The following is a 23,544-nucleotide window of genomic DNA, read 5'->3' as shown; positions in this document are numbered from 1 at the left end:
CGCAGTTTCGCAGCGCAGCGAGAATGTTTGAGCACGGAGGAATTACCCCGCCGCCCCGGGGAACCCTCCGTCAGTAATCGTTCCTACTCCAGCTCAAACGCACCCGTGTAGAGCTGGTAGTAATATCCGCGCTTGGCGATCAGCTCGTCGTGGTTGCCGCGCTCGATGATGCGGCCGTGGTCCAGACAGATGATCGCATCGGAGTTACGTACGGTGGACAGGCGGTGCGCGATGACAAACGTCGTGCGGCCCTCCATGAGCTTATCCATGCCCGCCTGAACGATGGCCTCGGTGCGGGTGTCGATGCTCGACGTTGCCTCGTCCAGAATCATTGCCGGCGGATCGGCGACGGCGGCGCGGGCGATCGAAATCAGCTGGCGCTGGCCCTGCGACAGCTGGGCGCCGTTGCCGGTGAGCATGGTGTCGTAGCCGTCGGGCAGGCGGGTGATAAAGTCGTCCGCGCCCGCGAGCTTGGCCGCCGCGATGCACTCCTCGTCGGTGGCATCCAGGTTGCCGTAGCGGATGTTATCCATCACGGTGCCGGTGAACAGGTTCACGTCCTGCAGCACGACGCCCAGGCTTCGGCGCAGGTCGGCCTTGCGGATCTTGTTGACGTTGATGCCGTCGTAGCGAATCTTGCCGTCGGCAATGTCATAGAAGCGGTTGATGAGGTTGGTGATGGTCGTCTTGCCCGCACCGGTGGCGCCGACAAACGCGACTTTCTGGCCCGGCTTGGCAAACACGGACACGCCGTGCAGCACTTCGTGGTCGGGCGTGTAGCCAAAGTCGACGTTGTCCATGACCAGGTCGCCACGCAGCGGCACGTACTCGATCTCGCCGGTTGCGCGGTGCGGATGTTTCCACGCCCACATGCCGGTGTGGTGGTCAGCCTCCTCGAGCTGCCAGGTATCGGGGTTGACCTGCGCGTTGACGAGCGTCACATAGCCTTCGTCGGCTTCGGGCTTCTCGTCGATGAGCTCAAAGATACGGTCGGCGCCGGCGAGGCCCATGACCACGGCGTTGATCTGCTGCGAGATCTGGCCGATCTGTCCGCAGAACTGCTTGGTCATGTTGAGGAACGGCACCACGACGGCGATCGACAGCGCCATGCCCGAGATGCTCAGGTTGGGCACGCCCAGCGCCAGGAAAATGCCGCCGGCAAGGGCCACCAGCACGTAGAGCAAGTTGCCCAGGTTCATAAGGATGGGCATGAGGATGTTGGCGTACATGTTGGCCTTCTGTGAGACCTCGAAGAGCTTTTCGTTGCGCTCGTCAAAATCGGCCTCGGCGGCAGACTCGTGGCAGAACGCCTTGACGACCTTCTGACCGTTCATGACTTCCTCGATATGGCCCTCGACCACGCCGAGCTCGGTCTGCTGCGCAATGAAGAAACGCGCGGAATTGGAGCCGAGCAGCTTGGTCATAAAGGTCATAAAGGCGACGCCGGCGATGATGACCAGGCACATCCACACGCTGTAGTACAGCATGATAAAGAACACCGTGACGATGATGATGATCGTCATGAGCAGGTTGGGCAGCGACTGACTGATCATCTGGCGCAGCGTATCGATGTCGTTGGTGTAGTGGCTCATGATATCGCCGCGCTGGTGCGTGTCGAAGTAGCGGATCGGCAGGTCCTGCATGCGGTTGAACATCATCTCGCGCAGCTTCTCGAGCGAGCCCTGCGTGACGATAGCCATGGCGCGGTTCCAGAAGAGCGAGGACAGGACACCGACGCCGTAGATGCAGGCGAGGGTGGTCACGAGCTGCAGAATCTTGGGCTGTGCGGCTTCCCAATCGCCCGACTGCCACGATTCGCTAATAATCTGCAGGGCGCTCTGCAGGAAGGTCGCGCCGATGGAGTTGATGATGGCGCAGAGCACCACGCCGGCGACGACAAGGGGCAAAAGCACGGGATAGAAGCCAAAGAGCGTCTTGATGAGGCGCGACATGGTGCCGCCCTTACGGTTGAGCGCGCGCTCGGCGGTCGTTGCCTTACTCATGTGCCTCGCCTCCTTCCTGGGTCTGAGCTTGCGTTGCGGATGCCTCGGTGTCGGCCTCGACGGCCCCTTCGCCCTCGGCAGACATCTTGTTTTGCGAGGTAAAGGTCTCTCGGTAGATCTCACTCGTCTTGAGCAGCTCTTCGTGGTTGCCGATCTGTGCGATGCGGCCGCCCTCCATGACAATGATGCGGTCTGCGTCCTGCACGGAGCTGATGCGCTGGGCGATGATGATCTTGGTCGTGTTGGGCAGATAGCTTGCCAGCCCTGCGCGGATCTTAGCGTCGGTCTTGGTGTCGACGGCGCTGGTGGAGTCGTCCAGGATCAAGATCTTGGGGCGACGCAGCAGGGCGCGTGCAATGCACAGGCGCTGCTTCTGACCGCCCGAAACATTAGAGCCGCCCTGTTCGATCCAGGTGTCGTAGCCCTTGGGGAAGCCGTCGACAAACTCATCGGCGCAGGCCAGATGTGCCGCCTCGCGGACTTCCTCGTCGGTGGCGTTCGGGTCGCCCCAGCGCAGATTCTCGGCGATGGTGCCGCTAAACAGCACGTTTTTCTGCAGCACCATGGCGACCTGGTGGCGCAGTGCGTCCAGGTCGTAGTCGCGCACGTCCACGCCGCCCACGCGCACAGCGCCTTCGGTGGTGTCGTACAGGCGGGCGATGAGGTTAACGAGCGTGGACTTGGCCGAGCCGGTGCCGCCGATGATGCCGATGGTCTCGCCGCTCGTAATGTGCAGGTCGATATCGTCGAGCGCCTGGCGCTTCGCATGCTTGGAATACTTAAAGCTCACGTGGTCAAAGTCGATGGAACCGTCGGCAACCTCGAGCACGGGCTCGGCGGGATCGGCGATCGTGGGCTCGGCGGCCAGCACCTCGGCAATGCGGTGTGCCGATTCGTCGGCCATGGTCACCATGACAAAGATCATCGACAGCTGCATCAGGCTCATGAGAATCTGGAAACCATAGGTAAAGGTCGAGGAGAGCTGGCCCACGTCGAACAGCGTGCCCTGGCTCGTGATGATGAGCTTGGAGCCCAGGTAGATGATGACGACAAACGCGCCGTTGACGCAGATGTTCATCATGGGGTTGTTAAAGGCGAGCAGCTTCTCGGCGCGGGTGAAGTCCATCTGGACGTCGCGCGCGGCGGTCGCGAACTTCTCCTTCTCAAAGTCTTCGCGCACATAGCTCTTGACCACGCGCATGCCGGTGACGTTTTCCTCGACGGACTCGTTAAGGGCATCGTACTTGTGGAACACGCGCGAGAAGATGGGGCGCACCTTAAAGATGATAAAGAACAGTCCAAAGCCCAGCAGCGGAATGATGACCAGGTAGACCATGGCGACGCTGCCGCCCATGATAAACGCCATGGTAAAGGCGAAGATCAATACCAGCGGCGCGCGCACGGCGATACGGATGATCATCATAAAGGCCTGCTGCACGTTGTTGATATCGGTGGTCAGGCGCGTGACGAGCGAGGAGCTCGAGAACTCATCGATGTTGGCAAAGCTGAACGTCTGGATCTTGTAGAACAGGTCGTGACGCAGGTTCTTGGCGAACCCGCAGCTCGCATGGCTGCAGGTGACGCCGGCAGCGGCACCAAAAGCAAGCGACGTCAGCGCGATGAGCACCAAAAAGCCTGCGGTGGGAAGCATCTCGGCTACGGTGGCGCCGTCTTTGATGGCGTCGATCAGGTTGGCAGTGATAAATGGAATCAGCATCTCGCAGAGCACCTCGCCAAGCACAAGCAACGGCGTAGCAACGGTGACTTTCATATAGTCGCGGATGCTGCCCATGAGGGTTTTAATCATCCAGTTCCTCCCAGGTTACGCGGATTTTATCGAGCATTTCGGCGAGGTCCTCGCGCTCGTCGTGGGTGAGCGCGCTAAAGGCCCGTTCTCTAAAGCGGATGCGGGCTGCCTGCTCTACGTGGGCCTTTTCCCATCCCGCTTCGGTCAGGCGAATGGTGAGCTGCCGCCGGTCTTTGGGATTGCGGCTGCGCTCGATAAGGCCGGCGCATTCGATCTTGGAGAGAATCTCGGAAAGCGAACCGGGCTTAAGATCAAAGTGCAGGCCTAGTTCCTGCTGTGACATCTCGCCGTTTGGCTGCTTGGCGAGCAAGCAGACGATGGGGGCCTTTCCCGAGGCGCCGCCGCCGTGAAAGTGCAGAAAGTGGCCGCAGAAGCCCAGCCCGTTTAGGATGTGCTTGGCGAGCGCGTCTGATTGGGACTGTGCCGCGGGCGCATCTGCGGGTTCATGGGGGTCGCCGCCCGGCGTGTGGGGGCAGAGGCCGATGTGGTCATCGCACATGGTGTCGCTCCTTTCTTTAGTTAGGTAGTGCAATTGTTTTGTGCCTAACTAATTTAGGAGTGCAAGAAATAAATGTCAAGGTACCAAACTTATTAAGTTACGGCGTTTTACCAAACGCCGTAACCGCTCGACGCTGCAAACGCTCCTAAGCGGCAATCTGATCCCTTGGGGACGAAGGAAAAGGTATCGTTTTGGGCTGCGATGATGCCTTTCGAAGCGGCCTTGCCAAAAACTATGCCTAATTACTACGATGAATCCAGCATCGCTGACCACAACAGCTGTTTCTGAAAAAACGCAAACTATCTACCTGCGGTTTTGTTGGAGAGAAATTCGTTGTGGTTGGAGGCGGGCGGTTAAACGTAGTAAATAGGCATAGTTTTGAAATGGCGCTATATGAGTAGCATCAACTAGGCCGCTATGGAGCAAACAGCCCCCATTTCCGAAACCTTTCCGCAACAATTTGACCTCCACGGCGCCACCGCCCGCCCACAACGCCTCCTGCGCTACACTTAGTCGCACTGTGGCGCTGCTGCGCCGTGCCCGAACCAAGGGAGACCCTCATGAAGAATACTCAGCTGCTGCTGATTAACGATATGTGCGGTTACGGCAAGGTCGCGCTTTCTGCCATGCTGCCAGTGCTGTCGCACATGGGCTATCGCATCCACAACCTGCCGACGGCCCTCGTTTCCGATACGCTCAACTACCCCAAGTTCTACATCCACGACACCACCGAGTACGTGCGCCAAAGCCTTGCTATCTGGGAGGAGCTCGGCTTTGAGTTCGACGCCATCTCGACCGGCTTTATCGTGACCGAGGAAGAGACGCGCATCATCTCGGACTTTTGCCACCGCCGTGCGCAAAAGGGCACCAAGGTGTTCGTCGACCCCATCATGGGCGACAACGGCAAGCTCTATGCCGGTGTGCCCGAGTCCACGATTGGCCTTATGCGGCACCTGCTGGAGTGCGCAGACTACGCGGTGCCCAACTACACCGAGGCCTGTCTGCTCACCGATACGCCTATTGCAGAACAGATCACGCCCGATGAGGCCCGCGCCCTTGTGGACGCCGTGCGCGAGCTGGGTGCCAAGTCGGTGGTCATTACGAGCGCCGTGGTCAATGGCACGAACGCGGTTATCGGTTACGACCATGTGGCGGGGGAGTACTTCACGATTCCCTTTGAGCTCATTCCGGTCTATTTCCCGGGCACGGGCGACACGTTTTCGGCGGTGCTCGTCGGCCGCGTTATGGCAGGTTGGAGTCTGCAGCGCGCGACGTCCGATGCCATGCGTGTGGTGGCTGAGCTTATCGAGCGCAATGCCGACCAAGAGGACAAGTCGGCTGGCCTTCCCATCGAGGCCTGCCTGGATGTGATTGACCATGAGTAATGCTGGCGAGGACGGCGTCAAGCCTGCGGGCGAGAACAGGCCGCTCGGCGCGCCGCGTGGCAAGCGGCCGCGTATCCGCGTGAGCTGCGTGGACCAGCTGGGGACGTGCCGCTGCCACCACGGTCACAAGCCGGGCGACGTTTTTGACTTCGACCGCGATCGCAGCAAGATGTGCTCCATGGCCTGCCACGTGGGCTTTCCCTATATCGATATCCTGCGCTACGGCGGAACCGTGCCTGGAAACGAGCCCGGTACGGCAAAGTTCTGCTGCCCCGAGGTCGATACTCTGAACGTCTGGCTTGCCGAGATCGTCGACGAGTAGTTGAGCGTGGATTATCTCCCGCCGAGAAAATGAGCGTGGATTTTCTCCCGTTTAGAGCGCACTTGAACGCTCAAAGTGGGAGAAAAACCACGCTCGATTTGTATATGGGAATTCCGACTTCGCTTATGCCTATGCTTAGGCGTTGTCGTCGTTGTGCTGTGCGCGAGTAAGGTCAAATTTCTACATTTCATCCGATTTATGGCTCTAAAAACTCTGCATTTCATCGATTACAGCTGCTCGAGCATAGCAGTGCAACCGTCGAGTACGCCGCGGTAGGTGGCATCGAAGTTGCCGGTGTACCAGGGATCGGCCACGTCGCCGGGGCGCTCGGTCCAATCGAGCAAGCGCGTAATCTTGCCGTCGGGGTCGTCGCCAAAGATGCGACGCAGGCCGCGCGCGTTCTCAGCATCCATATAGACAATGTGATCCCAGTCGCCATACTCCGCGCGACGCACCTGGCGCGCGCGATGTGCTACGACGGGAATCCCGACCTCGCGCAGCTTGGCGACGGTGCCGTGATGCGGCGGGTTGCCGATCTCCTCAGTCGAGGTCGCAGCGGAATCGATGACAAACTCGCCCGCGCGCCCGGCACGGCGCACCAGCTCAGTAAACACCGACTCAGCCATCGTCGAGCGACAGATGTTGCCGTGACAGATAAACAGCACGCGTTGCATACGCGGTTTCCTTTCGATCGCCATCATCGAGCTCGAGTATCGCATCTGCGCTTACGCCCTCGCCCGCCTGCGCTCCCAGCGAGCCAACTTAATCGTCGCCAGCGTGAGCGCCCAGGCCACAAGTGAGAATGCGGCGCCCACGGCACCCACGTACGCAATGCCAATTCCGTTTACCACGGCGCCGCCCACTGCGGTGCCAAACGAGATGCCGACGTTAAACGCCATGGGCTCAACCGAACTTGCGAGTACCATCGACTTGGGATGGCGGCTGCGAGCCACGTCCATAAAGTGCGTGATGCATGACACCGAGAACAGGTACATGAGCAGCGCCAAGCTAAAGACAAAGACCAGCGCGAGCGGCATGGTGCCGCCCACGGCAAACAGCCCGAGTAACGCCGCGGCCTGCAGCACAAACGTCACAAGCAGTGCCTTCATGCCAAAACGCGCGTCGATCCATCCGCCCAGGATGTTCGAGATCAGGCAGAACACGCCGTAGGCCATAAGCGTGGTACTGGCTTCGACCGTGCCCATGCCCAGCACCTGCTCAAGATAAGGCGTCACGTAGCCGTAGAATACGTAGACCGAGCCCACGCCAAACAAAAAGATGAGCATGCCGGTGATGATGCTCGGCTCGCGTAGCAGACCCGCCTGCTCGCGGAAGGTGGCGGGCTCATCGGTCTGCCCAGCGCGCGGCATAAACGCCACGAGCGCTCCGCAGATTAGAACGGCAAAGGTCAGCGTGCCGTACATGGCCATGTGCCAATCGAGCGTGTCGGCCACAAACTTGCCGATCGAAGTGACAAAGACCATCGCCACGGAAAACGCACCGTACACCACCGAGATGGCAAGCGAAGTTTGCTGCGGGGACAGCAGCTCGGGGATGTACGTCACGCCCACGGCGAGCAGTGCGCCCGAGACAGAGCCCAGGACAATGCGCGAGATAAACAGTACCTGGAAGTTGGGCGCCAACGCCATGACCAGGTTGCCGAGCACAAAGACGATGCTGTAGCACACGAGCAGCCGGTAGCGGCGGAAGCGTCCCGTGCTGAGCGCAAGCACCGGCGTAGCGATGGCGTAGACGAGTGCGAACACGCTGATGAGCTGGCCCGCTGTGGCAAGCGAGATGCCGAGCTCCGTCGCCAGGTCGCTTTCGATGCCGATGACCACGAACTCGGAGCAGCCGAGCGAGAATCCCAACAGCACGAGCAGCGCCAGGCAGAGCTTGGTGCGCGCGGGGGAGAGCGCGGCGGCGGTTGACTTACTTTTAGGCGTGGTTGCGGCGGTCAAGGTTGTAACTCCAATGTCGCATGAATAAGCGGGATTCAATCCCTGCAACTCTAACAGAATGTGACAAAGGTACAGTTCCTTTGTCACATTCGCGGCGTGGCTGCCGCCCAAACCGTCACAACATTCGATGAAAATCTCGAAAACGAGGAAAAGCGTCGAATGTTGTGATGGTTTTCCTATCTGTGCCGGCGAGCCGCTGTGCCGTCTGGGGGTATAAGGCTAGCAAGTGTTTATTTGCGAGGCCAAGGGGGCGCCCCGTATGGATATCGATACCTTTGAGTGGTGGTATAGCGAGGGCGAGGCTCCGGACGAAGAGTGGGACGAGCCCGTGCCGCGTGACGTGTCGAGCGACGAGGACGAGACCGGCAACGATGCCGCTGTCGAGCCTGAAGCCGCCTCCGATGCCGCCGAGCCCCTGACCTTCGAGCAGGCCTGGGCCCAGGCCGAGGCCGACGAGGCAAAGGCCGATGCCACGGCCACGCTGGGTGAGCCAGCCGACATGTCGATCTCGCCGGCAAAGACCCCGCAGCCGCGCCACACCATCGACCCCGACAGCACGGCATCCTTCAGCATTCTCGACGTGCCCTCGCAGGGTGCCCAGGCGCTCGCGCCCACACGTCGCCCCAATCTGTCTCACGAGGAAGATGCGGGACGTCGCTCGCCGCTTGGCCCCATCCTTATCGCCTTCATGGCCGGCGTTATCGCATGCTCGGTAATTGGTAGCGTTTGGAGCCATGTTGAACAACAGCGAAGAGACGCCGCCAAGGTCGAGATGTCTGTCGAGCAATCGCTCGGCCGCACGCGCTCGGTACATGTGTCGGTCGAGGTCAAGGACGGCGCGACGTGGGACACTGCGCGCGGCGACAGCCAGATGCTCGTCCATATTGTGGGTCGTACGCTCAAGGGGCAAGCGGTCGACGAGTACCAATACGTCAATTCCGAAGGTGACGGTATCGAGCTCAAGCCTGGTGACTACGAGCTCACGGTCGATGAGCCGCCCGTCGCCACCGACGGTACGCGTTTCCGCGCCTCAAAGCGCATGGTTCCCGTGAGCTTTAACTCGCAGGCGCCCGATACGGTCGACACCACGCCGCAGGGCGGGTTCGACCTTTACGTGGATACCCAGTAGGCGTTTGCCGCTCATTCCGCTATGGCTACTCAATAATCGCCTGCCGTCCCGTCCCGCCGCCAAGAGTGGGACAATAGCCCTCGACACTATTGTTTATTTTTGGAGGAAGTAGCATGTCCACCGTCACTACCATCAAGCGCGGCGGCCTCACCGCGGCCATCGATTCCATGGGAGCCCAGCTCACGAGCCTTGCTCTCGACGGCAACGAGTATCTGTGGCAGGGCGACCCCGCCTTTTGGGGCAAGCATGCGCCCATCCTGTTCCCCATTGTGGGCTCGCTGCGCAACAACACGGCAACGTCTGCGGCCGGCACCTGCGAGATGCCGCGCCACGGACTCGCGCGCATTGTCGAGCACAAGCTGGTCGAGGTCTCTGAGGACGGCTCGTCTGTCACCTACGAGATTACCGACACGCCCGAGTCGCTCAAGGCGTTCCCGTTCCACTTTAAGCTCAACATGACCTATGCCCTGACCGGCGACGCCACCCTCACGCAGACCTTTGCCGTCACCAACACCGGCGACGTGGACCTGCCGTTCTCGGTGGGCGGCCACCCCGCATTTAACGTGCCCGCCCCCGGTGTCGAGGACGAGGCGTTCGAGGATTACGAGCTGGCGTTTACCGAGGCCTGGACTAACGAGGCCCCCGTCATCACGCCCGATGGCCTTATGACGTTCGAGGGCAGCTACAAGGCCCCCGATAACTCGGACGTGCTGCCCATCACGCACCGCAGCTTCGATAACGACGCCATCATGTTCACCGATACCCCGGGCTCCACGCTCACGCTGCGCGGTTGCAAGTCGGGTCACGGCGTCAAGATCGACTTTGAGGGCTTTAAGTACATCGGCGTGTGGTCTGCCGCCAACGACGCCCCGTTTGTGGCGCTCGAGCCTTGGACCGGTCACACCACCATGGACACCGAGGACGACGTCTTTGAGCACAAGGTCAACACCATCGTCTTGGCCCCCGGCGCCACCGACGAGCGCTCCTTTAGCGTTACCCTGCTCTAGAGGTTCCGCCGTTCTAGCGAACGGCGGGCCGGTCGACGCTGCGCGCCACCCAGAGCGACAATTTGTCATTCAAAAGGCAAGGCATGACCAGAAGGTCTATGCCTTGCCTTTTTCATGCCAACTTGTTCGCTCTGGGCGGCGCTCGCTGGCATTGCCAAAACATCGACGTTCCCAATGACTACCGTGTGTCTATTAATTTTTCGAGCTTGTGCTGCGCTGCTGGTCGCTGGCGTATATCCTGTTAAGTCGTCAGCATACGATTCAACAGGGAAGGCAGATTATGCATTCTTCCCATCAGCGCGACGCGCAGGCCCAGCCGGTGTGCAGTCGTCGCATCTTCCTGGGTAGCGCCCTCGCTGCGAGTGCTTCCGTCGTCGCCGGCGCGCTTGCCGGCTGCCAGCGCCCGTCCACGCTCAAGGTGGTCCAGCCCACCACGGGCGGCGGTCGCGACGACCTGTCCGATTCCGTGATCGGCAAGGAGAAGATCCGCATCGGCATGGAGGCGGCCTACGCCCCATACAACTGGCAGGTCTCCGAGGCCAGCGAGTACACCATCCCCATCGACAACGTGCAGGGCGCTTACGCCGATGGCTACGATGTTCAGATCGCAAAGATCCTCTGCAAGGCCCTTGGCGGCGAGCCCGTTGCCGTCAAGCAGAGCTTCTCGGGCCTCATCGATTCGCTCAACAACGGCCAGATCGACCTCATCATCGCCGGCATGAGCGCTACGCCCGAGCGTGAGGAGTCGGTCGGCTTCTCCGACCCGTACTTCATTGGCTACTTTGGCCTGTTCGTAAAAGAGGGCTCGCCCTACCAAAACGCCACCAAGCTCAGCGACTTCAGTGGTGCCACGGTGCTCGGCCAAAAGGACACCATGCTCGACACCGTCATCGACGAGATCCCGGGCGTCGTCCACAAGAACCCGGTCGATTCGGTTCCCACGGTGTTTTCGAACCTGCTGCAGGGCACCTGCGACGCCGTGACCTACAATACCGAGAACGAGAAGGGCTATATGGCCCAAAATCCCGGTATCGTCCCCATTCATTTTGCCGAGGGCGAGGGCTTTAAGCAGGAGGTTACGGCAAACGTCGGCTGCCGCAAGGGCTCGGACAAGCTGCTCAAACTTATCAATAAGACGCTCAAGGGCATTAGCCAAGAGGAGCGCGACCAGATGTGGGACGCGTGCCTCGACCGTCAGCCGGCATAGGGAGACAGCATGAAAGCCATCAATCGTCTGGCCTCCTTTATCAAGGCCGACCACCGTTATGTGTATCTGGGCACGAGCGCTATCGCGGCGCTCGGTCTGGCGTTTAGCCAGCGCAACCCCACGCCGCTGAGCTTCTTGGCACCCACGGGCGTGTTCCAAGACTGCCTCTGGGCGATTCTGTGGGCTTGGATTGTCGTATCGGCGGCAGCGCTCGTCACCAAGCTCATGCATTGGAATGACTATCGCCAAAAGTCGCCGTTTGCATCCGAGCGTTGCCGCCGCGGCGCGCGCCTGGGCAGCTATGTCGTGGTTGCCATCGCGGCGATCTTCTTTATCGACCGTTGCGTCATGTCGTTTATCGACCTGGTGCAGGTGAGCATTGTCTCGGACTCCAATCCCAGCGACTTTCTGTCGAGCTTGGTCTACATGACCTACAAGAGCGGCGACTTCTTTATCCGCGGTATCGAGATCACCATCGCGCTTGCCACCTTCGGCACCGCCATCGCCTTTTTCCTGGCACTGCTCTTTGTGTTCCTGCGTATTCAGACGTTCGATCGCGTGGATAACGACCTGGTGCGCTTCTTTAAGAGCATCGGCCGCGGCTTTACGACCGTCTACTCCACCATCGTGCGCGGCACGCCCATGATGGTCCAGGGCCTGCTCATCTATTACGCGGGCTTCACCGTTTTGCGCGGCATGGGCTTCGAGACTGCCCAGGCCAACCAGATCTGGAGTACCTTCACCGCCGGCCTCGTCACCATCTCGCTCAACTCCACCGCCTATATGATGGAGGTCCTGCGCGGCGGCATCGAGTCGATCGACCCCGGTCAGGCCGAGGCGGCGCGCTCGCTGGGTCTGTCGCAGTGGCAGGCCATGCGCAAAGTTGTGTTTCCCCAGGGCATTAAAAACGCGATCCCGGCGCTCACCAACGAGCTCATCATCAACATCAAGGACTCGTCGGTGCTCTCGGTCATCGGCGTGTTCGACCTCATGTACGCCACCACTACCGTCGCCGGCGTGTACTACCGCCAGATGGAGGTCTACTGCGTGGCGCTTGTGGTCTACCTGATCCTGACGCTCGTGGCGAGCCGCCTGCTCGAGGCCTTTGGCAAAAAGCTCGGCGCCGAGGCCCCGGCAACGCTGCCCAGCTCCAACTAGGCTCAAGACGAGGAGAATCATCATGGCAGATACCGCCACTACCGGCGTTGCGGCCGCCGCACAGACAAATGAGCCGCTTATCCGCGTCGAGGGCCTGCGCAAGAGCTTCGGCTCGCTCGAGGTGCTCAAGGGCATCGACCTGTCCGTTAATCCCGGCGAGGTCGTCACCATCATCGGCGCCTCGGGTTCGGGTAAGTCGACCTTCCTGCGCTGCCTCAACCTGCTCGAGACCCCGGACGCGGGCCATATCTGGTTCCATGGCCAGGACCTCACGGCCGAGCGCTGCAACATCAACAAGCTGCGCGAGGACATCGGCATGGTGTTCCAGGGCTTTAACCTGTTCAGCAACATGGATGTGCTCGACAACTGCACGCTCGCGCCCGTCACGCTCAAAAAGATGAGCAAGACCGAGGCCGAGAAAGTCGCGATGGAGCATCTGACGAGCGTGGGGCTCGAAAAGTTCGCGCACGCCGCCGTGGGTCGTCTGTCCGGCGGCCAAAAGCAGCGTGTGGCCATAGCCCGTGCCCTCTGCATGAATCCGCAGATCATGCTGTTCGACGAGCCGACCTCCGCACTCGACCCCGAGATCGTGGGAGAGGTGCTCGAGGTCATGCGCAAGCTCGCTGCCGACGGCATGACCATGGTCGTCGTCACGCACGAGATGGCCTTTGCCCGCACGGTGTCCGACCGCGTGGTCTTTATGGACCAGGGCGTGGTGCTCGAGGATGCGGCACCGGCCGAGCTCTTCGGCAACCCCAAACACCAGCGCACCCGCGAGTTCCTCTCGCGCTATCTTGAGGACAAATAACCGATCGCAAACGCTTATGTGGCAGGGCCGCTCCGGTGGGGCGGCCCTCGTCACCACAATCGAAAGGATGTCATGGCCGAGGTTTGGCGCTTCTTTGCGCATGAGGATGATTTTGCCGATTTGGACGAAGCTGGCGCGAGCGAGCGCTTGGGTCGCGTGCTGTCGTTTCCGACCATCTCGAGCATGGATGCCGAGGCGGTGGACTGGCAACCGTTCGACGACCTGCGCGCCTATATGCAGCAGGCCTGGCCGCGCGTGTTTGCGGCGGGCGAGGTCGAGCTCATCGGCCATTCGCTGTTGGTGACGCTTGCCGGCTCCGACCCCGCTCTCAAGCCCGTTATGTTCATGGGCCACATGGACGTGGTCCCCGTGGTGCCGGGTACCGAGGCCGACTGGACGCACGCCCCCTTTAGCGGGCACGTGGACGATACCTACATCTGGGGTCGCGGCGCTGTCGACATGAAGGACCAGGTCGCAGGCATTCTCGAGGCAGTTGAGTATGCGCTGGCGCACGGCTGGGAGCACGAGCGCACGCTGCTCCTGGCCTTTGGCCAGGACGAGGAAACTACGCAGTGCGGCGCGGGGGCGATCGGTCGCGTGCTCGAGGAGCGCGGCATTGAGCTTGAGTACCTGATCGATGAGGGCGATTACCGCATCGCTCCGGCTGCCGAGTACAGCGCGGGCGAGGGTTGGCTCATGCACGCCGACCTGGCTGAGAAAGGTTATGCCGACATTGTTCTCAAGACAAAGAGCGCGGGTGGGCATTCTTCCAACCCCTACGGCGGCACGTCACTCGAGATGCTGAGCCGCGCCATCGCCGCAATTTGCGATATCGAATGGCCGACGCGTGTGACCGACTTGCTTGCCGCCCAGCTCGTCGAGTTGGGGCTCTACACGGCCGATGAAATTGCCGCCAACAAGGACGCCATCGTGCGCGAGTGCCTCGCCAGCAAGAAGCTCTATCCGCTCGTGACCACCACTTGTGCACCGACCCAAATTGAGGGCGGTAGCACCGGTGCTAACGTGATGCCGCAGGATATGTGGGCAAACATTAACTTCCGCATGCTCGAGGGCACGAGCGTGTCCGACGTTGTGGCGCGCTGCCGTGAAGCGGTTGCCGGGGCGGACCTTGCCGGTCGTGTCGAAGTGGAGCTGGGCCCCGGCAGCTCCGAGCCCTCGCCGTCCCCGCGCATCGGCGGGCCGGGCCTCGAGGCCGTTCGCACCATCGCCGCCCGTTATTTCCGTGATCCAAAGGGGATGGAGGAAAACGGATCATTCGAGCCAGTGGCAATTGTGCCCTCGACCGTGATTGGCGCGACCGACGCTGCCAACTACCAGCGCATTTGCTCTGAATGCATTCGTTTTTCGGCATTTGTGGTCGACGATGACGAGTGCGACCGCGGCGTCCACGGCACCAACGAGCGCATCACCCACCGAGCCTACCTCCAGGGCATTCGTTTTCTCATTGCTCTGCTTCAAACACTCTAGAATGTGACAAAGGGACTGTCCCTTTGTCACATTCCGTGCGGGTTATATGCAGGTTTGCCTGCGCACGCTATCATGTATGGGTTAGACCGCAACTATGTACCCCATACGCGAAGGGATGCGCATGTATCTGAAGATCGACATGTTCTAGCCGGGCTTACCCCCGCAGCGGCGCCCCGCGCCCCATCAATTCTGCCGATTTTCACCTTCACGCATATAAAGGAGTCCCGCCATGCGCGACAAGCTCGAAAAGATTATCAAGGCCTACGAGGAGCTCGAGAAGAAACTCTCCGACCCGGCCGTCGCCTCCGATATTAAGGAGTTCACGCGTCTCAACAAGGAGTATGCGCACCAGTCCGACCTCATCGCCGCCTCGCGCGAGTACATCGGTGCGCTCGATGACATCGAGGCTGCCAAGGAAATGCTCCGCGACACGACCGACGCGGACGAGAAGGAGATGCTCCAGATGGACATCTCCGAGAACGAGGAGAAGCTTCCCCAGCTCGAGGAAGACATCAAGTACATGCTCATCCCGAGTGACCCCAACGACGACAAGAACACTATCGTCGAGATCCGCTCCGCCGCCGGTGGCGACGAGGCCGCCATCTTCGCCGGCGACCTGTACAAGATGTACCAGCGCTTCTGCGAGTCGCGCGGCTGGAAGACCACCGTGCTCGACTCTAGTCCCAGCGAGGCCGGCGGCTTTAAGTCCATTGAGTTCAAGGTCGAGGGCGACCGCGTCTACTCCGTCATGAAGTTCGAGTCCGGCGTGCACCGCGTCCAGCGCGTTCCCAAGACCGAGTCCCAGGGCCGTATCCAGACCTCCACGGCGACCGTCGCCGTGCTTCCCGAGGCCGAGGAGATCGACGTTCAGATCAACCAGTCCGACCTGCGCATCGACACCTACTGCGCCTCCGGCCCTGGCGGTCAGTGCGTTAACACTACCTACTCCGCCGTGCGCATCACCCACCTGCCCACCAACACCGTGGTGCAGTCGCAGGAGCAGCGTTCCCAGATCCAGAACCGCGAGGTCTGCATGCAGATGCTACGTGCCCGTCTGTACGAGATGGAGCTCGAGAAGCAGCAGGCAGAGCTCGGTGCCGAGCGCCAGAGCCAGATCGGCCACGGCAACCGTTCCGAGAAGATCCGTACCTACAACCAGCCCCAGGACCGCGTGACCGATCACCGCATCGGTTTCAACTCCACCTACAACGGCGTCCTTCTGGGCGATCAACTCGGCACCGTCATCGAGGCGCTCGCCGCCGCCGAGCGAGCCGAGAAGCTGGCACAAGCTGTGTAGGTTCCGCCGTTCTACCGAACGGCGGACCAGCCGACGCTGCGCGCCGCCCAGGGCGACAATTTGTCATTCAAAAGGCAAGGCATGACCAGAAGGTCTATGCCTTGCCTTTTTCATGCCAACTTGTTCGCCCTGGACGTCGCTCGCTGTCCGTCCTCTACCTGCAGCGTTGCCTTGCTCCGGATGCGGTATGCTCAACCTGCGGGGTTTCCAAGGTAGTCATTGGGGACGTTCTTAAATGACTAGTCAAAAGGGATATTCTTGCGGCACCTGGCAGTTGGGGACGCTCCTTTTGTGCCGGCAGTTGGGGACTGTCCCTAAAGGCCGGCAGATGGGGACGGTCCTTCGCGGCTGGCTGCGAAGACTGTCCCCGATAGCTAGTCGTTTAAGAACGTCCCCAATGACTGGGTTGGGCACATTGCTTTGAGATGTTATTCAATCGGCTTTGATGGCCATTAAGCCAGCTACCTGCTCAAAGAAATTGCGGCGTGCATCTTCTGCCGAAAATATTGCTCAAAAAATCGTCCAAGAAGCTGCAGTGCATTTTTTGATGCGTCGCGCGTCAAGTGATTTGGCAAGTTCTTGGTTAGATATTGGTCAGTTTTGGGGCAACCTTGCCAAAAACTTGACGGATGCAGATTTAGACGTCGACGAATGAACACTTCGGGCAGGTTCCAAGTAAAAATCTGGGCTGATTGTCGATAATCGCCTTCAATCGTCCCTTGCCAAACGCTGGCCTCGCGTACAATCTGCTCCGACATTCGCGCGCCGCCCGGCGCTTAAGAGGGGAGGGCCCCATGGCAAACGAGATCTGGACCATCAAGCGTTGTCTTGAGTGGACCAAGGAGTACCTAGCCGAGCGTGGCGAGGAGCACCCCCGTCTTTCTGCTGAGTGGCTGCTGTGCGCTGCCACGGGTTTGGCACGCATCGACTTATATATGCGCATGGACGAGATGCTTAACGCGGCCCAGCTCGAGACCATGCACGCGGCCGTTGTCCGCCGCGCTAAGGGCGAGCCGCTGCAATACATCACGGGCAGCACGCAGTTTCGCATGATCGACGTCGCGTGCGCCCCCGGTGTGCTCATTCCGCGCCCCGAGACCGAGATGCTCGTCGAGGAAGTCCTCAATTATCTGGATGCCGAGGTGCTGAGCCCCGAGGCTGCTGCCCGTCAGCGTGTTGAGCTGCCTTGGAACGATGAGGTCGAGCAGGCCCGCAAAGCCGAGGCCGCGCTGGCAGACGAACGCGCGACCGCCGAGCGCCGTGCCGCTAACCTGACGGCTGCCGATGAGGCGGCGCTAGGCAGCGACGTGCTGGGTAGCCGTGCCTATGCCGAGGAACTGGCCGACCGCGAGGCCGAGGAAGCCGCCGCGCAGGCAGCGGAAGCCGAGACTGCGGAAGCTGCTGAGCCCGAGCTCGACGAATACGGCATCGCCATCGAGGGTGCCGACCAGGAGACGGCTTCAGCTCAGGATGCCGCTGCGCCTGCCCCAGCCGAGCCCCGCACTGCTCGCGTTCTCGAGGTCGGCTGCGGCACGGGCTGCATCTCGCTCTCCCTTGCTTGGGAGCGCCGCGGCCACGTTACCTGCACCGCTACCGATATCGAGCCGCGTGCCATTGATCTGGCCACCAAAAACCGCGACGCGCTCGGCCTCACGGCAGATGAGGTTGCCTTCAGCCTCACCAACCTGGTGAGCTCCATTCCCCACGACGAGTGGGGCACCTTCGACGTGCTCGTCTCCAACCCGCCTTACATCCCGACCGACGTTATGCGCTCGCTGCCGCACGAGGTCAAGGACTTCGAGCCCGATTTAGCGCTCGAGGGCGGTGCCGATGGCCTGGACATTTTCCGCCGCCTGCTCAATGCGGCACCCTATATGCTGCGTGCCGGCGGACTCTTTGCCTGCGAGCTCTACGAGGGTGCCCTCGACGCCGCCGCCGAACTCTGCCGCCAAGCGGGCCTTTCGGATGTGCGCGTCGTCCGCGATCTCACCGATCGCCCCCGCATCGTTCGGGCCATCGTCACCGAGCCCAAACAGCGCCAGTAATATTTATTAACTGGTTAGCAAAAATTATAAAGTAGTTTATAATTAGGACGGCTGACAGAGGTCGGCCCATGCAACCTCCTACCTTTCGGGAAATCATTGCCCTACTCAAGCACGATGGATTCGTGAAGGTCGCGCAAGTCGGTAGTCATGCTAAGTATGTTTCTGGTGGCCGTGTTGTCGCCGTGAACGGCTCTGGTGGTGATCGACCAAAGAAGGGCACGTGGGCAAGTATTCGTCGCCAAGCTGGATGGTAGTTGGAGGCAAAATGAGGCATCGATTTACCTATGATTGCGTTCTCATAAAAGAAGACGACGGTTACTGTGCCAGCTTCCCGCAGATTCCCGGCGCCTTTGCCGATGGCGATACGCGCGAAGAAGCGATTGCCCATGCCACCGAGGCGCTGATGGCGTTTTTAGCCGACGACCTCAACAACGGTTTGACTCCGGCAGGGTACGAACGCTCGGCCGAGGTCGTGGCCCTTTCAGTCGAAATCGACCACGAGGACGCTCGGGAAGCGGCGTGCCGGACATTTAAAGACGCAGCGCTGGACCTCAAAGTCTCCGCTCCGCGGATCACCGCGCTGGTCAAAGCCGGAAAGCTCGATGTTGAACTCGTCGACGGCCGTCGGATGATAACGATAGACAGCATCGAGCGCTACGCCGCCCAAGAACGCCATGCCGGCAGGCCAAAGAAGTTCGTCGCAGTCCAATAACCCCCTCACTTTCACCGACTACTAGAGCCGCTCACCAAACCAACATGCGCTCTGGACAAATAGGTTGAACGTTTCGTGCGAGAATGCCCCACAGTAAACAAACTTGCACCAGAGCGTAAGGGGCTGGCATACACATGCAGACGGTCTATCGGGTATACGAGGGAGCGCGCGAGCCGCATCGGCTTGCCGTCGAGCGCACTGCCGAGGGGCTCGGCCGCGGCGGCCTGGCCTTGATCCCGACCGAGACTGTCTACGGTGTCGCCGTGGCAGTTAAAGCCTTCTCCGATGCCGTCCCCCAAGATACAAGCGAGTTCCCGTCGTGGTCATGCGACCCGCAAGCCACCGTCAATGGCGCCGCGGTCCCTGCGCTCGGTACCGGCTACCGCCGCATCTTCACTCTCAAGCAACGTGAACTCACGCAAACCGTCGCTTGGCTGGTCGATGGCGTCGAAGCGCTCGACCGCTATGGCGTGGATATCCCGGAAGATGCCCGCGTACTCGCGCGACGATGCTGGCCGGGAGCCCTGACTATCGTGATTAAGGCAGCCCCCTGCGTGCCGACCTTTATGCGCGCTGCCGACGACACCGTGGCCCTGCGCGCTTCGGCCTCTCCTGTGGTCCAGGCGCTCATCCGCGCCTGCGGCAGTCCCCTTGCCTGCACGAGCGCCAATACGCACGGCGCGCCCTCGCCGGCAAGCTTTGCCGCCGTCGAGGGTCGCATCCTGGAGGGGGTCGATGTTGCCGTCGACGCCGGTGAGACCCCGTGTCGCGACGCCTCGACCATCGTGTCGTTCCAGCACGGCGGGCTCCAGATCCTGCGCCAAGGCGCACTTCCCGCATCAGAGATCGAACGGGTCCTGTCCGACCCGATGCAATAGAAAGGTGTAAGCGATGTCGTTGAATCTGGGCAGCCTGGGCATGGAAGATGCTTCGTTTAACTTTGGCGGTTCCTACATCATGGCGCTCGACTGCGGCACCACCTCGGTACTTGCGACCATCGTCGACGAGTACGGATGCATCGTCGCGCAGGCGCGTCGCAGCGTCAAAACCAGTTTTCCGCGTCCCGGTTGGGTAGAGCAAGACCCCATGGCGGTCCTCGCCAGTCAAATCGCCGTCATGATGGAAGTCCAGTTTAAGAGCGGTATCCACTCCGACCGCATTGCCGCCATCGGCATCTCCAACCAGCGCGAGACCACGGTGGTCTGGGACCGCGTGAGCGGTCAGCCGATCTATAACGCCATCGTATGGCAGTGCCGCCGTACCGCGCCGGCAATCGACGCGTTGGTTGAACAGGGTTGCGAGGAGTTGGTGCGCTCCCGCACGGGACTCACGCTCGACCCGTATTTCTCGGCCTCCAAGGTGCAGTGGATTCTCGACAACGTCGACGGCGCACGCGAGAGCGCGGCGGCGGGCGACCTCATGTTTGGCACCATCGACACCTGGCTCATCTACAACCTCACCGGTGGCCAGATCTTTGCCACCGACTACACCAATGCCAGCCGCACGGCGCTCTTTAATATCCATACGCTCGATTGGGACGACGACCTGCTGGCGCTCTTTGACGTTCCACGTTCCATGATGCCCGAGGTTCGCTGGAGCTCGGGCGACTACGGCCGCGTCGCGAGCGACATCATGACCAACACGCCGCCCATCATGGGCGTGGCGGGCGACCAGCAGGCGTCGCTGTTCGGTCACTGCTGTTTCCGTCCCGGCCAGACCAAAAACACCTATGGCACGGGTTGCTTTATGCTCATGAACACCGGCGACGAGATCGTCGAATCCAAGAACGGCCTGGTCTCCACCATCGGTATCGCTGCGAACGGGAAGATCAGCTATGCACTCGAGGGCTCCATCTTCGCTGCCGGCTCCACCATGAACTGGCTTCGCAACAACATGGGCATCATCTCGAGCGTGAGCGAGGCGGCACAACTCGCCGCTTCGATTAACGACAACGAGGGATGCTACTTCGTTCCCGCCTTTGCGGGTTTGGGTGCTCCCTGGTGGGACCCGCATGCCCGCGGTATCGTGTGCGGTCTGACCGGCGCCTCGAGCCGTGCGACCATCGTACGCGCCGCCTGCGAATCCATGGCATATCAGAGCTACGACGTGCTGCGCGCCATGGAGCAGGACGTGGGGCTTTCGATCGAGCGCCTGTCTGTCGATGGCGGTGCCTCGCGCAACGAGTTCATCATGCAATTCCAGGCCGACCTGCTGGATATCCCCGTGCTGCAATGCGAGACGGTGGAGACCACGGCAATCGGTGCCGCGTACTTGGCGGGTCTTGCCGTCGGCTATTGGGAAGACCTAGAAGAGCTGGAGCAAAATGCCCAGATCGTTAGGACCTTCCTTCCCCACATGTCTGCCGAGCGCCGCGAGCAAAACCTTGCGGGCTGGCGTGATGCAGTCAAGCGCTCGCTCAGTACCGCACAGTAGGGCTGCGATGGGCTGCTCGATACAATAAACCGCTAAACTAATGCATGGCGTTCGGCGGCAACATTGCTGCGCGCCTTGTCAGCAAGGCCGTTTTGCGGCCGCAACGAAAGGGGCAATCAACCCATGACCGTCACCTACGACGCGTCCCGTGTGACGCTTGTCGATCACCCGCTCGTCCAGCACAAGCTGTCGATCCTGCGCGACAAAAACACCGGCACCAACCAGTTCCGCCAGCTCGTGCGCGAACTCGCGCTTTTTGACGGCTACGAGGCCATGCGCGACCTGCCTATGGAAGACGTCGAGGTCGAGACCCCCATCACTACCGCCACGTTCAAACAACTCGCCGGCAAGAAACTCGCCATCGTGCCCATCCTGCGTGCGGGCCTTGGCATGGTCGACGGCATCCTCGACCTGGTGCCCTCCGCTCGCGTGGGCCACATCGGCATGGAGCGCGACGAGGTTACCCACGAGCCGCACGAGTATTACTGCAAGATGCCCAAGGATATCGACCAGCGCACCTGCCTGGTCGTCGACCCCATGCTCGCCACGGGCGGTTCGGCCGAGATGGCCATCAGCTACCTGCGCGAGCGCGGTGTCAAGGACATCCGCATGCTGTGCATCGTCGCCGCGCCCGAGGGTCTCAAGTCGCTGACCGAAAAGGACTCCGGCGTACATATTTATACGTGCGCCATCGACGATCATCTCAACGAGGCAGCCTACATCGTTCCCGGCCTGGGCGACGCCGGCGACCGCATCTACGGCACGCTCTAGTCGTCGGGCCTTGTCGGCTACGGTCACAAATACGAAGAAATGGTGCGCGCGGGCGAGCAAAAGACGTCCACGCGCACTCCTGTTAACGGACGTTTAGCCCAGAGGGGTTCGAGAAAAACGTATTACCTACCTGCGACATAAAGAAGGTCTTAAGAAAACGAACAGGTGAGTATTAACCGATGCTTTTTCGGTTGTACTTTAGCGATTGGCTCGTAAAATAGTCACCAATGTTTGGCGGGAACTGTTCTGGGAAGCGTTAAAGAAGGAAAGTGAGGACGCCAGTGTTTCAGATAGCCGATCTGCTCGCTATCGTTGCAGGCGTCATCGCGGGCGCGGTCGCCTTTCTTCCCTTTGTTTTTACGCTCAAGCCGGTTCTTGACGATAAGCAGAATGCGGACATGCTCAAGGGCATGGTGAGTCTGGCGGTCTCGGCAATCGCCCTGCTCGTCTTTACCTTGGTTGTGTTTGTGTTGTTCGGAGAGGCATTTCGCATGTTCCTCCTGGGCGAGGCGATCGGCTTCGTGGCCTTTATGGCCGCCTGCACGGTTCGCGTCGCCAAGGCGCTGCGAGATCCTCATGAGGTCGAAAGGTAAGTCGTGGAAATTTTTGAAAAGCTGCCTGATGAGATTAATCATCTGGTTAGCGAGTTCAGCTCCACCCCCGTCGTGGGCGATCTGAGCTGCGGCATCACGCAGTACTCGTTTTGGCTGATCGTCTCCACGATCGTGCTCCTGATCGTCCTAGCCGTGTTCAAGAAGAAGCAGACCCTGGTTCCCAAGGGCTTCTTCGTCAACGGTTTCGAGTACATCATCGAGTACGTCGAGAACGATATCGGCAAGGGCGTCGTGGGTGAGAACTGGAAGAAGCACTTCCCGTTCCTGTGCTCGCTTTTCCTGTTCATCCTGATCAATAACATGATCGGTCTGATCCCGGGAATGAAGCCCGGCACCGGCGCAATCGGCTCCACCGCCGCGCTCGCCATCTTCGCCTTCTCGTACTTCATCTACTACGGATGCAAGGCTCACGGTGTGATCGGCTACATCAAGAGCCTCGCCCCGCAGGGCGTGAGCTTCCCGATGAACGTGCTTGTGTGGGTCGTCGAGCTTTTCTCGACCTTCCTGCGCCTCATCACACTCGCCGTCCGTCTGTTCTGCAACATGTTCGCAGGACACGTGGTCATGGGCTCGTTCGCCATCATGGCGAGCATGTTCATGCAGCCGCTGCTTCAGCAGGTTTCCGCGGCCCACGCCGTCGGTGCCCTGCCTTCGCTGGCCTGGCTTGCTATCCTCATCCTGATCTATGCGATCGAGCTTGTGGTCGGTGCCATCCAGGCTTACGTCTTCACGGTCCTTACCGCCGTGTATGTCTCCGAGGCAGAGGAGGTCGCGGAGGAGGAGTAGTCTTCCGTTCGCGTCTTAAAGGTAAGGCAATTCGTTAAACCGCCGGTGCCCGTACCCATGGAGCCCGGCAGTTATAAAAAGGTTATCCTGCGTGAAATAAGACACGCACGAC

At 60.6% G+C, this 23,544-nt stretch carries 23 protein-coding genes; 18 read left to right on the top strand and 5 right to left on the bottom strand.

What is annotated here, in order from left to right; translation table 11 throughout:
- Positions 1–83: 83 nt before the first annotated feature.
- Genes DWX63_RS07260 through DWX63_RS07250 form a run of 3 tightly spaced genes read right to left on the bottom strand, consistent with a single transcriptional unit; the run spans position 84 to position 4,309 of the window.
- Positions 84–2,003 (bottom strand): ABC transporter ATP-binding protein, encoded by a 1,920-nt coding sequence (locus tag DWX63_RS07260; RefSeq protein WP_117806668.1) that lies wholly within the window; start codon positions 2,001–2,003, stop codon positions 84–86.
- Entirely contained in the window at positions 1,996–3,810 is a 1,815-nt protein-coding gene (locus tag DWX63_RS07255; RefSeq protein WP_117843255.1) for an ABC transporter ATP-binding protein, read from the bottom strand. Before DWX63_RS07255 ends, DWX63_RS07260 begins: the two co-directional genes overlap by 8 nt.
- Positions 3,803–4,309: a MarR family winged helix-turn-helix transcriptional regulator gene (locus tag DWX63_RS07250; protein WP_117843254.1), complete on the bottom strand. Its 507-nt coding sequence runs from the start codon at positions 4,307–4,309 to the stop codon at positions 3,803–3,805. Before DWX63_RS07250 ends, DWX63_RS07255 begins: the two co-directional genes overlap by 8 nt.
- 560 nt (positions 4,310–4,869) lie before the next feature.
- Between DWX63_RS07250 and DWX63_RS07245 the strand changes: the two genes are divergently transcribed.
- Together DWX63_RS07245 and DWX63_RS07240 are read left to right on the top strand one after the other, a co-directional pair.
- Positions 4,870–5,694 carry a PfkB family carbohydrate kinase gene (locus DWX63_RS07245; RefSeq protein ID WP_117843253.1) on the top strand — a complete coding sequence of 275 codons (825 nt, stop codon included), beginning with the start codon at positions 4,870–4,872 and terminating at the stop codon, positions 5,692–5,694.
- Complete coding sequence (locus DWX63_RS07240) at positions 5,687–6,016, top strand: TIGR04076 family protein (protein WP_117843252.1); 330 nt, start codon at positions 5,687–5,689, stop codon at positions 6,014–6,016. Before DWX63_RS07245 ends, DWX63_RS07240 begins: the two co-directional genes overlap by 8 nt.
- A 227-nt stretch (positions 6,017–6,243) precedes the next feature.
- Here DWX63_RS07240 and DWX63_RS07235 read toward each other — a convergent pair whose 3' ends face one another.
- Positions 6,244–6,690, bottom strand: coding sequence for a low molecular weight protein-tyrosine-phosphatase (locus tag DWX63_RS07235; protein WP_199411144.1), 447 nt, complete (start codon positions 6,688–6,690; stop codon positions 6,244–6,246).
- A 51-nt stretch (positions 6,691–6,741) separates the two neighbouring features.
- Positions 6,742–7,977: an MFS transporter gene (locus DWX63_RS07230; RefSeq protein WP_233514501.1), complete on the bottom strand. Its 1,236-nt coding sequence runs from the start codon at positions 7,975–7,977 to the stop codon at positions 6,742–6,744.
- A gap of 259 nt (positions 7,978–8,236) precedes the next feature.
- Between DWX63_RS07230 and DWX63_RS07225 the strand changes: the two genes are divergently transcribed.
- From DWX63_RS07225 to atpB, 16 genes are all read left to right on the top strand, one after another.
- The gene (locus DWX63_RS07225; RefSeq protein WP_117843250.1) at positions 8,237–9,106 is read left to right on the top strand and encodes a hypothetical protein; all 870 of its coding nucleotides are present in this window, start codon (positions 8,237–8,239) and stop codon (positions 9,104–9,106) included.
- Between the two features lie 113 nt (positions 9,107–9,219).
- Positions 9,220–10,113, top strand: coding sequence for an aldose 1-epimerase family protein (locus DWX63_RS07220; protein ID WP_117843249.1), 894 nt, complete (start codon positions 9,220–9,222; stop codon positions 10,111–10,113).
- Positions 10,114–10,393: 280 nt separating this feature from the next.
- Positions 10,394–11,320, top strand: a complete 927-nt coding sequence (locus DWX63_RS07215) for a transporter substrate-binding domain-containing protein (RefSeq protein WP_117843248.1) — start codon at positions 10,394–10,396, stop codon at positions 11,318–11,320.
- 9 nt (positions 11,321–11,329) lie between these two features.
- Positions 11,330–12,478 (top strand): amino acid ABC transporter permease, encoded by a 1,149-nt coding sequence (locus DWX63_RS07210; protein WP_117843247.1) that lies wholly within the window; start codon positions 11,330–11,332, stop codon positions 12,476–12,478.
- Positions 12,479–12,500: 22 nt separating this feature from the next.
- Positions 12,501–13,286, top strand: coding sequence for an amino acid ABC transporter ATP-binding protein (locus DWX63_RS07205; RefSeq protein WP_117843246.1), 786 nt, complete (start codon positions 12,501–12,503; stop codon positions 13,284–13,286).
- Positions 13,287–13,358: 72 nt separating this feature from the next.
- Entirely contained in the window at positions 13,359–14,774 is a 1,416-nt protein-coding gene (locus tag DWX63_RS07200; protein ID WP_117843245.1) for a M20/M25/M40 family metallo-hydrolase, read from the top strand.
- Between the two features lie 229 nt (positions 14,775–15,003).
- Positions 15,004–16,071: a peptide chain release factor 1 gene (prfA, locus tag DWX63_RS07195; protein ID WP_006235697.1), complete on the top strand. Its 1,068-nt coding sequence runs from the start codon at positions 15,004–15,006 to the stop codon at positions 16,069–16,071.
- A gap of 445 nt (positions 16,072–16,516) precedes the next feature.
- Complete coding sequence (locus DWX63_RS11230) at positions 16,517–16,726, top strand: hypothetical protein (RefSeq protein WP_158559636.1); 210 nt, start codon at positions 16,517–16,519, stop codon at positions 16,724–16,726.
- Between the two features lie 139 nt (positions 16,727–16,865).
- On the top strand, positions 16,866–18,116 hold the full coding sequence (locus DWX63_RS07190; protein WP_117843244.1) for a HemK/PrmC family methyltransferase: 1,251 nt from the start codon (positions 16,866–16,868) through the stop codon (positions 18,114–18,116).
- 68 nt (positions 18,117–18,184) lie between these two features.
- A complete protein-coding gene (locus tag DWX63_RS11685; RefSeq protein WP_117843243.1) occupies positions 18,185–18,370 on the top strand; it encodes a type II toxin-antitoxin system HicA family toxin in 186 nt (61 codons plus the stop codon).
- The gene (locus tag DWX63_RS07180) at positions 18,337–18,828 is read left to right on the top strand and encodes a type II toxin-antitoxin system HicB family antitoxin (RefSeq protein WP_117743856.1); all 492 of its coding nucleotides are present in this window, start codon (positions 18,337–18,339) and stop codon (positions 18,826–18,828) included. Before DWX63_RS11685 ends, DWX63_RS07180 begins: the two co-directional genes overlap by 34 nt.
- A 134-nt stretch (positions 18,829–18,962) precedes the next feature.
- Positions 18,963–19,706 carry an L-threonylcarbamoyladenylate synthase gene (locus tag DWX63_RS07175; protein WP_117843242.1) on the top strand — a complete coding sequence of 248 codons (744 nt, stop codon included), beginning with the start codon at positions 18,963–18,965 and terminating at the stop codon, positions 19,704–19,706.
- Between the two features lie 13 nt (positions 19,707–19,719).
- Entirely contained in the window at positions 19,720–21,261 is a 1,542-nt protein-coding gene (gene glpK, locus DWX63_RS07170; protein WP_117843241.1) for a glycerol kinase GlpK, read from the top strand.
- A 123-nt stretch (positions 21,262–21,384) separates the two neighbouring features.
- The gene (gene upp / locus DWX63_RS07165) at positions 21,385–22,032 is read left to right on the top strand and encodes a uracil phosphoribosyltransferase (protein WP_117734914.1); all 648 of its coding nucleotides are present in this window, start codon (positions 21,385–21,387) and stop codon (positions 22,030–22,032) included.
- A gap of 281 nt (positions 22,033–22,313) precedes the next feature.
- The gene (locus DWX63_RS07160; RefSeq protein ID WP_117734915.1) at positions 22,314–22,625 is read left to right on the top strand and encodes a hypothetical protein; all 312 of its coding nucleotides are present in this window, start codon (positions 22,314–22,316) and stop codon (positions 22,623–22,625) included.
- Positions 22,626–22,628: 3 nt separating this feature from the next.
- The gene (atpB, locus tag DWX63_RS07155; protein ID WP_117843240.1) at positions 22,629–23,432 is read left to right on the top strand and encodes a F0F1 ATP synthase subunit A; all 804 of its coding nucleotides are present in this window, start codon (positions 22,629–22,631) and stop codon (positions 23,430–23,432) included.
- Positions 23,433–23,544 lie beyond the last annotated feature (112 nt).

Origin of the sequence: Collinsella sp. AF20-14LB (genome assembly GCF_003459505.1) — a bacterium.
Taxonomy (GTDB): Bacteria; Actinomycetota; Coriobacteriia; order Coriobacteriales; family Coriobacteriaceae; genus Collinsella.
This window is presented reverse-complemented; position numbering and strand designations above follow the sequence as displayed.